The organism is Nocardioides bruguierae, from assembly GCF_023554635.1.
Classification (GTDB): domain Bacteria; phylum Actinomycetota; class Actinomycetes; order Propionibacteriales; family Nocardioidaceae; genus Nocardioides; species Nocardioides bruguierae.
In genome coordinates this window covers 180,443-196,603 of sequence record NZ_JAMJPH010000003.1, presented here as the reverse complement: position 1 = coordinate 196,603, position 16,161 = coordinate 180,443, and the positions used below count along the sequence as shown (strand labels likewise).

The following is a 16,161-nucleotide window of genomic DNA, read 5'->3' as shown; positions in this document are numbered from 1 at the left end:
AGCGGCGCGAGGTCCCTCGCCCGGTCGGTCGGGACTCGGAGGTCCCGGGCTCGGAGGAACCGCGCTCAGACGGTCGTGGTGTGCCCGGTGTCGGGGTTCCAGCGGCGCACCTCGACCAGCCGGACCTCCGACGTGGCGGCCCCGTTCGCGCTGTCCGCGTCCACGGTGCCGGCGCCCTCGGTGAGTGCCGCCAGCGCGGCAGGCACCTGCCCCGGCTCCAGCCCACGGGCCAGCGTGAGGTGCGGCAGCCAGCCGGCGTGCAGCCGGTCCGGCACCTGTGCCCGCACCGCCAGGGCCCGGCGCGCCACGTCGTCGTCCACCTGGACGGGGCGGGCGAGCGTCAGCCGTCGCCGGCCGAGCAGCAGCACACCGCCGACGCGGGCGGTGGCGGGCAGCACGCCGCGCAGGCACACGTGCGCGACGTCGAGGGCCGCCTCCGGGATGGCCGGGGCCTCCACCAGCGTCACGTGCGGGGCGTTGGTCGGCGAGGGGTGGTCGGCCTGGGAGGGCAGGCCGGCGGCGCGCAGGGCCTCCCACTGCGCCCGGACGAGCGCGTCGCCGGCGTCGTCGAGGACGAGCTCGAGGCTGTGGGGTCGACGCACCCGCTCAGCCTGCCACGCGTGCGGACGAGGCTCGCCGGGAGGTCACGAGCTCAGCCACGGCTGGGCCCGGCGGGTGTGGGCGGCCTTCTTCGCCGGGTCCAGCCGCTCGTAGCCGCGGGCGATCATGCTGCTGCGGGGGTTGGCGGAGAAGACGTCCAGGTGGTCGCGCACGAACGTCCAGTACAGGGCGTCCCAGTCGTCGGTCCACTCCCCCGGCGGCAGGTCCGACATCCGGCGCAGGTAGGCGGACCCGGAGACGTAGGGCTTGGTGGTGACGGCCTCGCCCGCGGCGAACTGGCTCATGGCGTGCACGTTGGGCACCATCACCCAGTCGTAGGCGTCGACGAAGAGCTCCATGAACCACTCGTGCACCGCCTCGGGGTCGGTGCGCAGCAGGCACATGGCGTTGCCGAGCACCATGAGCCGCTCGATGTGGTGGGCGTAGCCGGAGTCCAGCACCCGCTCCACGACCGTGTCGACGGGTGCCAGCCCGGTCTGCGCGGTCCACCACCCGGGCGCCAGCGAACGACCGTGCTCGAGGCGGTTGCGGCTGCGCAGGCGCCGGCCCCAGAGCGTGTAGGTCGCGCGCATGTACTCGCGCCAGCCGATCAGCTGGCGCACGAACCCCTCCAGGCTCGCCAGCGGCACCTCGTCCGGGCCACCCTCGCGCTCCTCGGCGACCGCGAGGGCCCTGTCGAGGACGTGTCGGGGGTCCACGAGGCCGACGTTCAGCCCCGGGGTCAGCAACGCGTGGAAGACGTGGGCGTGCTCGGCGCTGATCGCGTCCTCGTAGGGGCCGAACTGGGCGAACCGGTGCTCCAGGAAGTCCTCGACCCCCGCCTCCGCGTCGGCGTGGGAGGTCGGCCACCGGAACGCGTCGGGCGCGGGCAGCCGGCCGGGGTTGTCGGGGAACGCGCGGCGGACCCAGTCCATGGCCGCGGCGACCTCGTCGTGGGCCGGCGGCACCGCGACGCGGGGCACGGGGTGGCCGCGCGGCAGCTTCTTGCGGTTGTCCTCGTCGAAGGACCAGCGCCCGCCCACGGGGTCGCCGTCACCGGTGAGGAGGACGCCGAGGCGGCGCCGCTGCCAGGTGTAGAAGTGCTGCATCCGGGCGGCCTTGCCACGGGGGCCGCTCGCGCCGTCCATCTGCGCGACCAGGTCGGCGCGGGTGGTGAGGAAGCCGGGGGTCTCCAGGACGTCGCCGGGCCGCAGCTCGTAGCCGCCGTCGGCGAGGGCGGCGGTGAGGTCCTGGGCGAGCCAGTCGTCCACGACGTCGAAGACGCTCACCGACGTGGGCCGTACCCGCTCCACGACCCGGGCCAGGGCCCGCCGGCTGGTGGTGCGGCCGTCCGTCTCGACGTGCTCCACCGCGAGACCTGCCTCGCGCAGCCGCTGCGCGAAGCGCCGCATCGAGGCCCGGTGCAGCACCAGCTTCTGCACGTGGAAGCGGTACTGCCGGAACAGCAGGTCGTGCTCGAGGAGCACCACGACGGTGCCGGCCGGGACGTCGAGGTGCTCGACGAAGAGCTGGTGGGGCAGCACGAGCCGCAGGTGGCGCTCGTCGGGGCGGTCCGGCATGGGCCCGACGCTAGGCAGGCCCGGACCCGCGGCCGCTCACCCCGGCGGGGGCGTAGCGTGCCGCCATGCGCCACGACGACGCGACCCTCCCGGGCTGGGACCGCCGGTTGCACACCCACGACGGGACCACCCACCCCGTGCACCAGCGGGGCGAGGGCCCGGGCGTGTTGGTCGTCCACGAGGTCCCGGGGCCCACGCCGAGCGTCGTGGCCTTCGCCGAGGAGGTCGTCGACGCCGGCTTCACCGTGGCGCTGCCGCACCTGTTCGGCGACCTCGGCCGCCCGCCCAGCGGCGGGTACCTCGCCCGCACCGTGGCCCGGGTGTGCGTGAGCCGGGAGCTCACCGCGCTCGGCACCGGGGTGACGACCCCCGTGGCCGGCTGGCTCCGCTCGCTCGCGCGCGACCTGCACGAGCGCGTCGGCGGCCCGGCCGCCGCACCCGGCGTGGGCGTCGTGGGCATGTGCTTCACCGGTGGCTTCGCCCTCGCCACGATGGTGGACGAGGCCGTCGCCGCGCCGGTCCTGTGCCAGCCGTCAGCGCCCTTCGCGATCGGCCGACGGCGCAGCGCGGACCTGAACCTCTCCCCCGGTGACCTGGAGACCGTGAAGGCGCGCGTGAGTGCGGGCTGCCCCGTGCTGGGGGTCCGCTACGCCGAGGACCCGCTGGTCGGGACGCGGTTCGACACCCTGCGGCGCGAGCTCGGCGAGGGGTTCCTCGCCGTCGAGCTGGACGGGGCGGGGCACTCCACCGTCACCGAGCAGCGCGACCAGCACGCCGTCGACGAGGTGCTGGGGTTCCTGCGGTCGCGCCTGGTCCTCCCCTCGACCGCCTGAGTATCCTCAGCCGGCAGACGGACCCTCCGGGTCGGCACCGGTCTCGGCACCGGTCTCGGCACCGGTCTCGGCACCGGTCTCGGCATCGGACTCGGCATCGGACTCGGGCTGCGTCCCGAGGTGCTTCTCCAGCTCGACCACGAGGCCGCTCACCCGGCCCAGGGCCGCGTCGAACCGCTCCAGCGGCGGCGCGAGCTCGCGCGAGGCCTCGTCACCGGCCCGTTCGGCACGCGACCGCACCACGTGCACGGCCAGGCGCAGCGCGGTGAGGGCGTTGTTGAGCTCGTGGGTGACCTCGTCCGCGGGTCGCACGTCGGGGTAGTCCGCGCGCACGGGCACGGGCGTGTGCCCCACCGCCCCCAGGCCGTCGGACGCCTCGGCGGGCGTCTCCGCCGGCGCCGGGCCGCCCTCGACAGCGATCCAGCGGTAGCCCGCCCCCGACTCGGTGGCCACGTAGATCGGGGAGCCGGCGTCGTCCCCGATCTTGGCCCGCAGCGACCGGAGGTGGGCACGCAGCGCGGCCCGCGTCTCGTCGCCGTGGCCGGCGTCCCAGACCGTGTGCAGCAGCCAGCGGTGGGTCAGCAGCTTGCCGGGGTTGGTGACCAGCGCCTCGAGGAGCCGCCACTCGGTCGGGGTGAGGTGCAGGGAGCCACCGTCACGGGTGACCGCCCGGCTGGAGAGGTCGACCTCCAGGCCGCCGAAGCGACGCGAGCGCTGGAGGTCGTCGTCGCCGGCGGGCTGCGTGCGGCGCATGAGGGCCCGGAGGCGGGCGACCAGCTCGTCCAGGCCGAACGGCTTCTGGAGGAAGTCGTCCGCGCCGGCCTCCAGCACGGCCACGCGCCGGGCCTGGTCGCTGACCCCGGAGAGGATGAGCACCGGGACGCTGCTCCAGGTCCGCAGCGTGCGCACGAGGGTGAGCCCGTCGGTGTCGGGCAGCCACAGGTCGAGGACGACGACGTCGGGCGCGGCCGTCGCGAGCGTCTCGAACCCCTCGCGACCGTCCGCCGCGAGCAGGACCTCGAACCCCGCGCGGGCCAGGGCGCTGCGCAGCGCCAGCCGCACCTGGGGCTCGTCGTCGATCACCAGCACGCGTGTCATGGCCGCCACTCTAGGCGCACGACCGTGCCCGGCGTCCGACGACTCCCGACATCCGTCCCCGCGATCCTTCACGTCATCTTCACGGGCGACGGGTCGACTTCTCAGGCGTCCTTCACGGCCCGGGAGCGACCGTGGTGCCACCGGCCCTCCACGTCCCCCCGGTGGGCGACCGGAGGGGGCCGGGTCGCCGTCCGCAGGGTCGGCGCCCGGGCCCCGCGCCCCGCCCACGCGCGGGTGCCCGCGACAGCGAGCGGGGCAGCACGGACCCCCAGGACGGAGCACACGCGTGGCACGCATCCTCGTCGCCGACGACGACGAGGACCTCCGCGCCCTGGTGGCGATGGTCCTCGGTGACCGCGGACACCGCGTCGAGACCGTCGGCAGCGGCGAGGAGGCGCTCGGGCTGCTGCTCCCGTCCGCGTCCCCTGCGGTCCACGAGGGTTCCTTCGACGCCGCCGTCCTCGACCTCGCGATGCCGGGGCCCGACGGCCTCGCGGTCGTCCGCGCCCTGGACGCGGCACCCGGTGGCCGCCCCCGCTGCACCGTGCTCCTCACCGCCGACCGCAGCACGCCGGTGCGCGACGCCGCCGCGGCGGCCGGGGTCCCGGTGCTGCGCAAGCCGTTCGACGTGGACGCCCTCGTGGCCCGGCTGGAGGCGCTGATGACCGGCGCCGGCTCGCCGGACGAGGGCGAGCCGGACCCCGACCCCGGGGTGTCCTGAACCCGTGCTGAACCCCGTGCCCGCTCCCGGGCGTTTCACCGCGTCCCGCGGGGCGTCCGAGCCGCATGATGTCCCCGTGCCTGCTTCACCCGCCCCCGGACCGCGCTCGCTCGGCACGTGGTCCCTGCTGGGCCTGCTCCTCGGGCAGCTCGTGCTCGGGCTCGCCGCGGTGGAGCTCTCCGCCGCCGGCGCCCGCGTCGCGCCCTGGTGGCCGGCCAGTGGCATGGCCGCCGCCGCGCTACTGCTCTCGCCCGCGCGCCGCTGGCCACTGGTGGCGGTGCTGATCGCCCTGGTCAGCCTCCTCTCCAACCTCCTCGGCGGACGGCCGTGGGACCTCGCCCTGGTCTACGGCCCCATCCAGGCCGTCGAGGCCCTGGTGTTCGCGGTCCTGCTCGGTGGCCGTCGGCGGCTGCCGGCGCTCGCCTCCCTCGAGGACCTGGTGCGCCTCCTCGTGGCCTCCCTGGCCGCCTCGCTGCTCACCGCCGCCCTCGGCGCCACCGCGGTCGCCGCGCTCACGGACGGCTCGCCGTTCAGCACGTTCCGCACCGTCACCGCCACGCACGCGGCCGCACTGCTCGTCGTGGCGCCCCTGTTCCTGCGGCTGCCCTCCCGGGCGCCCGGCAACCTCAGCGCGTGGTGGCGACCCGTCCAGGTCCTGGCCGCGCTGGGCTCGACGCTGGTGTTCCTGCCCGGTCAGGTCCTGCCGCTGGCGTTCCTGCCCGTGCCGTTCGTGGTGTGGGGCGCCATGGTGCTGCCGGTGCGGTGGCTGGTGGCCGAGGTCATCGTGATGAGCGTGCTGGTGACACTGCTCACCGGCGCCGGCGGCGGGCCGTTCTCGCAGTCTCCCGTCGGCGACCCCGAGATCCGGGACGCGATGGTGCAGCTGTTCCTCGTCGTCCTCGTGCTGGCAGCCCTCCCCCTGGCCATGGCGATGGCGCAGCGTCGCCTGGCGATCGAGGACGCCGTGAGCAGCCGCGAGACCTACCGCCGGGGGATCTCGGAGTCCCTCATCGGCATGCTGATCCTGCGCCCCACCGACCAGGGCCTGGTGGTGCTCGAGGCCAACGAGCGCGCCGCTCGGCTGCTCGGCCCGCCCCAGGGCGTCCTGCTCGGCCGACCCTGGGAGGCCGGGCTGGGCCCGCACCGGGCTCAGGTGTCCGCCGTCGTCGAGACGATGGCCGCCGGAGGCAGCCCCCTGTGGGAGGACGAGGTGGTGCTCGACACCGAGCCGGTCCGCACCGTCCGCCTGGCCCTGTCCTACCTGCGCGGCGCCGACGCGGATCGCCGCACCGCCGGCGGCGACCTGGTGGTGGCCCAGCTCGTCGACCTCACCGACGAGCGCCAGGCGCTCCAGGACCTCGGTGACGAGCGGGAGTTCACCACGGCCCTGCTGCGGGGCACCACCGAGATCGGCATCGTCGGCACGGACCGCGAGGGCCGGCTCACCTACGTCAACACCGGCACCGAGCGGATGCTGGGCGTCAGCGCCGCCGTGCTCGTCGGACGTCCGCTGCGGGACCTGCACCCGCCGGCCGAGATCGCGCACGCGCTGGCCGACCTCGACCCCGGCGCCGACGAGCCGGACGTGGTGCTCCTGCGGGCGGCCCGCTCGCACGGCCCGGACCGGCGCGACTGGACCTGGGTGCGGGCCGACGGCAGCCACCTCACCGTCACGCTGCGCACCCGTCCGCTCCAGGCCGCCGACGGCCGCGAGCTGGGCTTCCTCGTGGTGGCCGACGACGTCACGGACCGGCGCAAGCGGGAGGCGTCGATGCGGGCCGCGCTGGCCCACGAGCAGGCGGCGGTGGAGCGGCTGGAGGACCTGGACCGCACCAAGAACGAGTTCGTCTCCTCGGTCAGCCACGAGCTGCGCACCCCGATGACCAGCGTGCTGGGCTTCACCCAGCTGCTGAGCTCGGGGCACCTCGGCCCGCTGACGGAGCGGCAGAAGGAGTCCTTGGCCCGGATCGACCGCAGCGGCCGCCGGCTGCTGGGGCTGATCGAGAACATCCTCACGCTCTCCCGTCTGGAGTCGCGCCGCGACGACCTCGACCTGACCACCGCCGACCTGCGCGACTGCGTGAGCGCGGCGGTGGAGGAGACGTCCGAGATGCGTCGCACCCGTGACCTCACCCTGGACCTGGCCCTGCCGGGCAGCCCGGTGCCCTCCTGGCTCGACGCCGAGCAGATGGAGCGCGCGGTGACCAACCTGGTCACGAACGCGGTCAAGTTCACCCCCGACGGCGGCTCGATCACGGTCGAGGTCGTCCGGGACGAGGCCCACGACCGCGTCCGGGTCACCGACACCGGCCTGGGCATCCCGCCCGAGGACCGCGCCCGGCTGTTCGAGCGGTTCTTCCGCGGCGACCACGCCGTGGAGGCCACCGTGCAGGGCACGGGGCTGGGGCTGTCCATCGTGGAGACGATCGTGCAGGCCCACGGCGGCGCCGTGGAGGTGACCTCCGAGCCCGGAGTCGGGTCGACGTTCGAGATCGTGCTCCCGCGCTGATCCGTCGGCGCTGATCCGTCGGCGCTGATCCGTCGGCGCTGATCCGTCGGCGCTGATCCGCGTGACCGCCGGCGCGGCCCCGTCAGCCGAGGAGCTTCTCGACCCGCCCCAGCAGCTCGACGATGTCGAAGGGCTTGACCAGGTAGTCCGAGGCGCCCGCGGCCATGCCGCGGCGCTGGTCCTCCTCGCGGGCGCGAGCCGTCAGCATCAGCACGGGCAGGTCGGCGTGCGCACCGTCCGCGCGCAGGCGGGTGCACGCCTCCACACCGTCGACGCCGCCGGGCAGCGAGACGTCGAGGATCACCAGGCCCGGCCCGTGCTCGGCGACCAGGTCGAGACCCACCAGGGCCTCGGTGGCCATGTGCACCTCGTGCCCGGCGTCCTCCAGGAGGAGGCGCAGCAGCTGGTGCACGTCCGGGTCGTCCTCGACCGCCACGATCACTGCCATGCCGCACACCCTAGTGCGTGCCGGTCACCCGCGAGTGCGACCCGCCCTGACACGTCCGGGCCTCCTAGGCTGACGGGCGTGCACCCCGCGCCCGCCGACCCCGCCGACCCGGACCCCGCCGACCCGGACCGCGTCGACCCCGCTGCCCTCCGAGCGCGGGCGGCCGCCGTGCCGCCCGTCGAGTCGCGGCTGCAACGGCTCTCCGACGAGGCGGACGGCTTCATGCCGGTCGACGAGGGCGCCGCCCTGCACCGGTGGGCACGGGTGGCCCTCGACCAGGCGCCGGCCCCCCTGCTGGAGATCGGCACCTACTGCGGCAAGTCCGCGATCCTGCTCGGTGCCGCGGCCCGCTCGGCGATCGGCCGGGCGGGCGCCCCACCGGTCGTCCTGACCCTCGACCACCACCGCGGCTCGGAGGAGAACCAGGCCGGGTGGGAGCACCACGACCCGTCCCTGGTGGTGCCCGGCCTGGGTCTGATGGACACGCTCCCCCGCTTCCGCACGACGCTGGCCGCCACCGGCCTGGAGGACGTGGTGGTGCCCGTGGTGGGCCGCTCGCGCACGGTGGCCTCGTTCTGGACCACGCCGCTGTCGCTGGTCTTCGTGGACGGCGGCCACGCCGAGGAGCACGCCCAGGGCGACTTCGAGGGCTGGGCGCACCACCTGGTCCGCGGCGGCCTGCTGGCCGTGCACGACGTCTTCCCCGACCCCGCTGACGGCGGTCAGGCCCCCTGGCACGTGCACCAGCGTGCACTGGCGACCGGCTGCTTCGTCGAGGTCGACCACGTGGGCTCGCTGCGGGTGCTCGTCCGCACCCGCGGCGAGGCGGGCGAGCCGCTCGAGGGCTGAGCCCTACGCCTCCGGGGAGATCGGGAGGGCGTCCGGGCAGCCGCACCGCAGCCCGGTCTCGGGCGGGTGCGGGGCGAGGCCCTCGCCGCGCATGATCCCCGACCCGCCCGTGCCGGTGCCGTGCCGGGCGGCGAGGGCGTCGACCGCGAGGACGACGGCGGCGGCGGTGTAGGTGGTGCGCTCCTGCGGCCAGACGACGTCGTCGCCGTAGACCCAGCCGGTCCAGTACCCGCCGTCCTCCGCGCGCAGGTGCTGGACGTCGGCCAGCAGGCGGTGCGCGTCCTCGTGGGCGCCCACGGCGTCCAGCGCCATGACGAGCTCGGCGGTCTCGGCGCCGGTGACCCAGGGGTTGGTGTCGACACAGCGGATGCCGAGGCCGGGCCGCACGAAGTCGTCCCAGCGGGTCGCCAGGAGCGCCTGTGCCTCGGCGCCGCGCACCGCACCGCCGAGCACCGGGTAGTACCAGTCCATCGAGTAGGTGGACTTGTCCAGGAATCGGTCGCGGTGGTGTCGCACCGCGTGCCCGAGACGTCCGGTCGCGGCCTCCCAGCGCTCGCGTCGACCGGGAGTGGAGTCCTGGACGAGGTCCAGCAGGGCCAGGCCGGCGCGCAGCGACTGGTAGACGCTGGAGGAGCCCGCGAGCAGTGCACCCTCCTCGGTGGGCGTCCAGGTCAGGCCGCCCCAGTCGGCCTGCTGGGCCACGACCCAGTCCAGGGCACGGGCCACGGTGGGCCAGCAGCGCTCCACGAGGGAGGAGTCGCCGCGCACCTGCCAGTGGTGCAGCACCCCGACGGCGAGGTAGGCGGAGATGTTCACCTCGCCGCGCGCGTCGGTGACCTCGCCGCGCTCGACGCGCATGGGCAGGGAGCCGTCCGGCCGCTGGAGCCGCAGCACCCAGTCGTAGGCGGCCTCCGCCTCGGCGACCCGGCCGCCGACGAGCAGCGCCATCGCCGCCTCGACGTGGTTCCAGGCGTCGGCGTGCTGGCCGGTGGTGAACGGCACCGCGCCGTCCGGCTCCTGCATGGACGCCAGCGACGCCGCCGTCCGCTCGACCTCCGCGGCCGTCAGGACGCCCGGCAGGCTCGGGACCCTCACGGCACCTCGGGCTTGCGCAGGTAGACCACCAGGCTCTTGCCGATCAGCGGGTCCAGCACGCGGCCGGCCCACCGCAGCACGCGCGGGGCGTCGGTGATCTCCCAGACCAGGAGCCGGTGGTAGGCGCGCACCAGCGGGTGCGTGTCGTTGTCCACGCCGACCGCGCACTTGAGCCACCAGTAGGGGCTGTGCAGGCCGTGGGCGTACCCCGTGCCCTCGACCACGAGGCCGGCGCCGGTGAGCTTCGCGACCAGCTCGGCGTCGGTGTAGATCCGGATGTGTCCGCCCTCGACCGTGTGGTACTCCTCCGAGAGCCGCCAGCTCACGATCTCCGGGAACCAACGGGGCACCGAGACGGCCATGGTGCCGCCGGGACGCAGCACGCGGACGAGCTCGTCGATGGCGGCGATGTCGGCCGGCAGGTGCTCGAGCACCTCGGCGGCGACGACCCGGTCGAACTCGCCGTCGGCGAAGGGCAGGGCCAGGGCGTCGCCCTCGACGACACGGGCCGCCGCATCCTCGGGCACCTGCCCCTCCAACCGCATGGCACCGAACAGCTCCTCGACGCCACGCAGCTCGGCGGCGTCGCGGTCCAGGGCGACGACGTCGGCGCCGCGTCGGTAGGCCTCGAAGGCGTGCCGGCCGGCCCCGGCGCCCATGTCGAGCAGCCGGTCGCCGGGCACCAGGCCGAGGCGGTCGAAGTCAACGGTCAGCACGGAGGTCCTCCTGGAGCGGTGCGGGCAGGGGGTCGGACGGGACGCCGCCGGTGCCGGGCGGCCCGAGCGGGGGTGCGGCGGGGGCCGCGGTGAGGCGGGTGGGCACCAGGGCGCGCGAGCGTCGGCCAGGACGCGGCGGGGCGGCGTGCCAGGCGGCGACCGTCTCGGCGTGCACCGCCGCCGTCCGCTCCGCCACGGCCTCCCACGTGAACAGGGACCGGGCCCGCTCGCGGGCGGCGGTGCCGTAGCGCGCGCGCCGGTCCGGGTCGTCCAGCAGGCGGGCGAGCGCCTTCTCCAGGGCGGCCTCGTCGCCGGGCGGCACCTGGTCGGCGCAGAGGCCGTCGGGGCCGACCACCTCGGGGATGGCACCGGCGGCGGAGACGACCAGCGGGGTCGCGCACGCCATCAGCTCGGCCGTGGGCAGGGAGAAGCCCTCGTAGAGCGAGGGCACGCAGCCGACCTCGGCCGACCCCATCAGGGCCACCAGGTCCTCGACGTCCAGACCGTGGACGAACCGGACGCTGTCACCCAGGTCGAGCTCGGCGACGAGCCGCTCGGTGGGACCGCCCGGGCGGGGACGGCAGACCAGCACCAGCTCGACCTCGCGCCCGGACTCGCGCAGGCCGGCCACGGCGCGCAGCAGGGTCGCCACCCCCTTCATGGGGGCGTCCGCGCTGGCCAGGGCCACGATGCGGCCGGGGACCCGCGGCTGCGCCGGCGGCACGAAGTGCTCCTCCACCCCCAGCGGCACCACCCGCACCCGGGCGGGGTCGACGCCGAACTCGCGGACGACGTCGGCGGCCGCGGCCTCGGAGGGGCACACGAGCACGCGGGAGGCGCGGGCCACCCGGGCCTGCATGCCGAGGAAGCCGTACCAGCGGCGCAGGCTCAGGCGGCGCAGGCTGCCCTCGCGCAGCCGAGGCGCCGCGGCGATCTCGACGCGGCGATCCACGGTGATCGGGTGGTGCACCGTGGTCACGACCGGGAGCACGCGCTCGACGTCGAGCAGCCCCGCGCCCAGCGTCTGGTTGTCGTGGACGACGTCGAACTCGTCGGCACGCTCGGCCAGCATCCGCGCCACCCGCAGGGAGAAGGTGCGGGGCTCGGGGAAGCCGCCGGCCCGCATGGTGAGCACCTCCTCGACGTCCACGAGGTCGCGCAGCTCACCGCGCCGCGGTGTGCGGAACGGGTCCGGCTCGCGGTAGAGGTCGAGGCTCGGGACCGGGGTCAGCGTGATGCTCCCGGACCCCTCCGGCAGCGCTCGTGCGTCCGGGGCCTCGCCGCCGGGCAGGTCGTCCAGCACGGGGTAGGGCTGCCCGGAGAAGACCTCCACGGTGTGCCCGGCACGGGCGAGCGCGCGGCTGAGGTGTCGTACGTAGACGCCCTGGCCGCCTCCGTGCGGGAGGGAGCGGTACGACAGCAGCGCGACGCGCACGCTCACCTCCTCCTCGGCCCACGGCCGTTCACCGCCGTCCGGGACGACGGCCTCGTCCCCCGGACCCTACTCACTGGTAGGACAGCTGGTGGGAGGCGGTGGGTCTCCTCACACCGCGGAGAGGGTGACGATCAGGTCGGTGCCGCCGTGTCGGCCGGCGTCCGCACGAGCCGTACCGCCCATCAGCTCGCACAGCTGACGCACGACGGCGAGGCCCAGACCGAAGCCGCCGTCGCGCTCCGCGCGGGTGCCGCGCTCGAACTCGCCGAACACGGCCTCCCGGTCGCCCTCCGCGATCCCGCGGCCCCGGTCGGCGACGACCACGTCCACCATCGCCTCGGCCGCGGGCGTCACGACGACGTCGACCCGCGAGCCGCGGGGGCTGTACTTCGCGGCGTTGGTCAGGACGTTGGTGAGGACCCGGCGCAGCGCGTCGGGGTCGGCGAGCACGTAGACGCCCTCGCACGGCTCCACCACGACCTCGTGCGTGCGCAGCACGCCCCCGAGGTCTCCCACCAGCGCCGGGAGGAAGGCGCCGAGGTCGACGGGCTCCGGTTCGATCTCGACCGTTCCGGTCCGGAGCTTGGCCTGCTCGACCAGCTGCTCGACCATCCCCATCACCCGCTTCGCGTTGGAGCGGATGCGCTGGGCGAAGTCGACGAGCACCGGGTCGTCGAGGTCGGAGGCGAGCAGCTGGGCGTAGCCCTCGATGCTGGTCAGGGGGCTGCGGAAGTCGTGACCCAGGCCGGCGATGAAGGTCTCGCGCGCACGCTCGACCGCCCGCTGCTCGGTGAGGTCACGGGTCACCTTGACGAAGCCGGTGTGCTGCCCGTTGTCGTCATGGACGGCGGTGATCACCACGTCGCCCCAGAACCGGGTGCCGTCGCGCCGCACGCGCCACCCCAGGTGCTCCGTGCGGCCCTCGGCCAGAGCCAGGGCCAGCAGCTGGTGCGGCAGCCCGGCGGCCACGTCCTCCGGCGGGTAGAAGGTCTCGAAGGACCGGCCGATGATCTCCGGCGCGCTCCACCCCTTCACCAGCACGGCGCCCTCGTTCCACGACGTCACCAGCCCGCGGGGGTCCAGGGTGATGATCGCGTAGTCCTTGATCTGGGCGGCCCAGTCGAGGCGCTCCAGCGAGGGCAGGGCCGTCTCGTCGTGCACCCCCGAACCATAGGCCCGCCCACCCCGCCCGCGCGGCAGAACCGCCCGGGCCACCCTGCCGGGCGCGGCACACGTCACGTGCGGTCTCGACCGGCGCCCCGGGAGCTGCCCGTCAGGCCGTTACGCTGGTCGCGTGGACGCCTTCGTCTGGTCCTCCTTCGCGCTGGACCCGCGCGACCCCGCGCACGCGCACCTGCGCGCCGCGGACCACGACCGCGCGGTGACGTGCAGCCTCCTGGACGAGGCCTACGCGGAGGGGCGCCTGGACACCGTCGAGCGCGCCGAGCGGGTCGAGGTGGCCCAGACGGCCCGCACCCTGGGCGACCTGGCCTCGCTCCTGCTCGACCTCGTGCCCGACGCCCGCGCCGTGCCGGTGCCGACGCTGGCCCCCGGCACCCGCTCCGAGATCCAGGCGGAGGCCGAGCGCGCGTGGCGGCGGCAGCGGTCCTCGGCGCTGGTGGGCGTCCTGGCGCCCTCCTTGATCACCTGGGCCATCTGGGGCGCGGTCTACCTGGCCAGCGACGGGCACGCCTCCTTCCCGTGGCCGCTGATCGTCATGGCCGCGACCCTCGCCAACCTGCTCCGCGTGCTCCTCACGCGCGACGAGATCGTGGCCTCCGAGCGGGAGAAGCTGGAGCGCCGCCGGGCCAAGGAGCTGGCCCGCAGCCGGACCCGGGCGCCGAGTGGCGAGGAGACTCTGCGCGCGGCGCGGGACGCCGCCAAGCGGAAGGCGGGCGAGGCCGCCCGCGCGCTCGAGGCGGACGTGCTGCGCCGCGTGAACGAGCGCCTCGACGGGCGACGACAGCAGGGCCGCGGCCCCGACGGGCGGCGCTAGCCCCGGTCCTGGGCCCGTTCCTGGGCCCCCGGCACGGCGTTCCCCTCCACACCGCCGCGCAGCGCGAGGTCGGTGAGGTAGCGGCGTGTCCTCCGCCGCAGCCGGTAGACCTGCGTGAGGCCCAGGCCCCACAGCACGTACTGGAAGCTCATGGCCCAGCGGAACGCCGAGGCGTCGTAGTCGGTGGAGCCGGCGGGGGTCCGCCAGTCGAGGATGAGACCGATCGCCGACACCAGCACCAGGCTCGCCACGAACCCGCCCTGGTTGACCAGGCCGGACGCGGAGCCCTGCCGCTCCCCCGGGTTGGAGGTGCGGGCCAGGTCGAAGCCGATGAGGGACGCGGGCCCGCCCACGCCGACGACCTGCGTGAGCAGCACCAGCAGCCACAGCGGGGCGTCGCCCGGCCACAGCAGGACGGCGGTCCAGACGGTGACGATGGCCGAGACGATGACCAGGACCATCGAGGAGCGGTGCCACGGGTGCCGGGCGACGAGGCGGCCCAGGACCGGCCCCGAGTACATGAAGGCCACCACGATCAGCGTGAGCAGCAGGTTCGCCTGTGCCGGGGTCCGGTGCTCGCCCTGGACGAAGAACGGGTACCCCCACAGCAGCGCCATCGTGGTGGCCGAGAACTGGGTGACGAAGTGCGACCAGAAGCCCAGCCGGGTGCCGGGGTGGGACCACGCGGAGGCCAGCAGGGAGCGGACGCGCCCCAGCGAGAGGGCGTCGCCCCGCACCGTCCGCGCGGCCGGTGAGTCGCGGACGCCGAGGAGCACCCCGAGCCCGACCAGCAGGCCGAGCGAGGCGGTCACCAGGTAGGCCGTCGTCCAGCCGACCGTCCCGAGGGCCCAGGTCATCGGGGCCGCAGCCGCGATGGCACCCAGCTGGCCGATCACGCCGGACAGCTGCGTGGCCACGGGCACCCGGCGTGGCCCGAACCAGCGGTTGACCAGCCGCAGGAGGCAGATCCACGTCATGGCGTCACCCATGCCGACGAAGGTGCGTGCCACCAGCGCCACCCCGTAGGACTCGGCGAGCGCGAAGCCCACCTGCGCTGCGGAGAGGACCACGACGCCCGTGAGCATCACGGCCCGGGGGCCGAACCGGTCCACCAGCAGGCCCACCGGCACCTGCATGCCCGCGTAGACCAGCAGCTGGAGCATGGTGAACGTCGCCAGCTGGCTGGCGGTGATGCCGAACCGGTCGGTCGCCTCCAGGCCGGCCACGGCCAGGGACGTGCGGTGGAAGATCGCCAGCAGGTAGACCGCGAGCCCGATGCCCCACACGAGCAGGGCACGACGCAGCGGGGCCGGGTCGGCGGGCGGGACGACGGCGGCGGAGCTCACCGGATCATCCTGCTCCCCCGCACGCGGCGTCCCGCGAGGCGGGCCGGGGGCCGACCGGCACCGGGGTGGCGCGGGTCTCCCTCAGGCGCCGGCGGCGGGCTGGCGGCGCAGCACGTAGGACGAGCCGTCGACGGCGTCGATCCAGCGCGCCCGGGAACCGGCCCGGCGCAGCTTCGTGCGGATGCCGCCCACCGCGACGTCGACCAGGTAGTCCGACTCCACGAACTCCCCCGACCACACGGCCGCGGCCAGCTCCTGCCGGCTCCACGTCTCGTCCGGTCGCTGGGCGAGCGCGCCCAGGACGCTGACCTCGACCGGCGTGAGCGGGAGGCTGGCACCGCCCAGGCGGGCGCGTCCCTCGACGGGGTCGACGACCAGGTCGCCGCCCAGCTCCACCACGCGGCTGCCCGTGCCGGGCTCGGCAGGGGTCCCGTCCGCGGCCCCGTCCCCGGGCTGGTCCGCCGCCTCGTCCGAGGTGAGCCTCGCCACGAGGGCGGCCGCCCGGGCGCGCAGCTCCTTCACCTGGACGGGCTTGGACAGGTAGTCGTGGGCGCCGCCGTCCTCGTCGACCAGGTCGGCCACGTCGTCCTGGCGGGCCGTGATCATGAGCACCATCGCCCGGTGCCCCGCGCGGACCTGGCGGCACACCTCGGTGCCGTCCATGTCGGGCAGGTTCAGGTCCAGCGTGACGAGGTCGGGAGCGTGCTCCTCGATCAACCGCAGGCCCTCGGTGCCGGTGTCGGCCACCAGGACCTCGTGCCCCTGGCCCTCCAGGACCAGCGCGATCAACGACTGGGTGTCCGGCTCGTCCTCCACGACGACCACCCGGGTACTCGACACGTCCATCTCCTCGTCGCGCGCCCGGACCCGGAGGGGCTCGTGAAGCGGTCAACGCGCCCTGACACCGTACCCCCAGGCGCATCGGACCGTTGAGC

At 75.2% G+C, this 16,161-nt stretch carries 15 protein-coding genes; 5 read left to right on the top strand and 10 right to left on the bottom strand.

The features are described 5' to 3' along the window. Positions 1-65 precede the first annotated feature (65 nt). Together M8316_RS03260 and M8316_RS03255 are read right to left on the bottom strand one after the other, a co-directional pair. Positions 66-602, bottom strand: coding sequence for a 2'-5' RNA ligase family protein (locus M8316_RS03260; RefSeq protein ID WP_250051983.1), 537 nt, complete (start codon positions 600-602; stop codon positions 66-68). A gap of 42 nt (positions 603-644) precedes the next feature. After that, positions 645-2,180: a cryptochrome/photolyase family protein gene (locus tag M8316_RS03255; protein WP_250051981.1), complete on the bottom strand. Its 1,536-nt coding sequence runs from the start codon at positions 2,178-2,180 to the stop codon at positions 645-647. Between the two features lie 65 nt (positions 2,181-2,245). On the opposite strand from M8316_RS03255, the gene M8316_RS03250 reads away from it, so the two are divergent. Further along, positions 2,246-3,013 (top strand): dienelactone hydrolase family protein, encoded by a 768-nt coding sequence (locus M8316_RS03250; RefSeq protein ID WP_250051979.1) that lies wholly within the window; start codon positions 2,246-2,248, stop codon positions 3,011-3,013. Positions 3,014-3,019: 6 nt separating this feature from the next. Here the strand turns inward: M8316_RS03250 and M8316_RS03245 are convergent, their stop codons facing one another. After that, entirely contained in the window at positions 3,020-4,111 is a 1,092-nt protein-coding gene (locus tag M8316_RS03245) for a response regulator transcription factor (RefSeq protein WP_250051977.1), read from the bottom strand. 286 nt (positions 4,112-4,397) lie between these two features. Between M8316_RS03245 and M8316_RS20955 the strand changes: the two genes are divergently transcribed. Both M8316_RS20955 and M8316_RS03235 read left to right on the top strand, forming a co-directional pair. Continuing rightward, entirely contained in the window at positions 4,398-4,832 is a 435-nt protein-coding gene (locus M8316_RS20955; RefSeq protein ID WP_250051975.1) for a response regulator transcription factor, read from the top strand. Between the two features lie 76 nt (positions 4,833-4,908). Then, positions 4,909-7,341, top strand: coding sequence for an ATP-binding protein (locus M8316_RS03235; protein WP_250051974.1), 2,433 nt, complete (start codon positions 4,909-4,911; stop codon positions 7,339-7,341). 82 nt (positions 7,342-7,423) lie between these two features. Here the strand turns inward: M8316_RS03235 and M8316_RS03230 are convergent, their stop codons facing one another. Then, the gene (locus tag M8316_RS03230; RefSeq protein ID WP_250051972.1) at positions 7,424-7,789 is read right to left on the bottom strand and encodes a response regulator transcription factor; all 366 of its coding nucleotides are present in this window, start codon (positions 7,787-7,789) and stop codon (positions 7,424-7,426) included. Positions 7,790-7,867: 78 nt separating this feature from the next. On the opposite strand from M8316_RS03230, the gene M8316_RS03225 reads away from it, so the two are divergent. After that, positions 7,868-8,638 carry a class I SAM-dependent methyltransferase gene (locus M8316_RS03225; RefSeq protein WP_250051970.1) on the top strand — a complete coding sequence of 257 codons (771 nt, stop codon included), beginning with the start codon at positions 7,868-7,870 and terminating at the stop codon, positions 8,636-8,638. 3 nt (positions 8,639-8,641) lie between these two features. On the opposite strand, the gene M8316_RS03220 is transcribed toward M8316_RS03225, so the two are convergent. The 4 genes from M8316_RS03220 to M8316_RS03205 form a co-directional block, all read right to left on the bottom strand. Then, positions 8,642-9,733, bottom strand: a complete 1,092-nt coding sequence (locus M8316_RS03220) for a prenyltransferase/squalene oxidase repeat-containing protein (protein WP_250051968.1) — start codon at positions 9,731-9,733, stop codon at positions 8,642-8,644. Further along, entirely contained in the window at positions 9,730-10,449 is a 720-nt protein-coding gene (locus tag M8316_RS03215) for a class I SAM-dependent methyltransferase (RefSeq protein ID WP_250051966.1), read from the bottom strand. The genes M8316_RS03220 and M8316_RS03215 overlap by 4 nt, the downstream gene beginning before the upstream one ends. Then, entirely contained in the window at positions 10,436-11,884 is a 1,449-nt protein-coding gene (locus tag M8316_RS03210) for a glycosyltransferase family 4 protein (RefSeq protein WP_250051964.1), read from the bottom strand. The genes M8316_RS03215 and M8316_RS03210 overlap by 14 nt, the downstream gene beginning before the upstream one ends. 108 nt (positions 11,885-11,992) lie before the next feature. Beyond that, complete coding sequence (locus tag M8316_RS03205; RefSeq protein ID WP_250051962.1) at positions 11,993-13,045, bottom strand: PAS domain-containing sensor histidine kinase; 1,053 nt, start codon at positions 13,043-13,045, stop codon at positions 11,993-11,995. Positions 13,046-13,178: 133 nt separating this feature from the next. On the opposite strand from M8316_RS03205, the gene M8316_RS03200 reads away from it, so the two are divergent. Further along, positions 13,179-13,880, top strand: a complete 702-nt coding sequence (locus tag M8316_RS03200) for a DUF1707 SHOCT-like domain-containing protein (protein ID WP_250051960.1) — start codon at positions 13,179-13,181, stop codon at positions 13,878-13,880. Here M8316_RS03200 and M8316_RS03195 read toward each other — a convergent pair. Together M8316_RS03195 and M8316_RS03190 are read right to left on the bottom strand one after the other, a co-directional pair. Further along, positions 13,877-15,226: an MFS transporter gene (locus M8316_RS03195; protein WP_250051958.1), complete on the bottom strand. Its 1,350-nt coding sequence runs from the start codon at positions 15,224-15,226 to the stop codon at positions 13,877-13,879. The two genes, M8316_RS03200 and M8316_RS03195, sit on opposite strands and share 4 nt — an antisense overlap. 81 nt (positions 15,227-15,307) lie before the next feature. Next, entirely contained in the window at positions 15,308-16,066 is a 759-nt protein-coding gene (locus M8316_RS03190) for a response regulator transcription factor (RefSeq protein ID WP_250051956.1), read from the bottom strand. Positions 16,067-16,161: the final 95 nt, after the last annotated feature.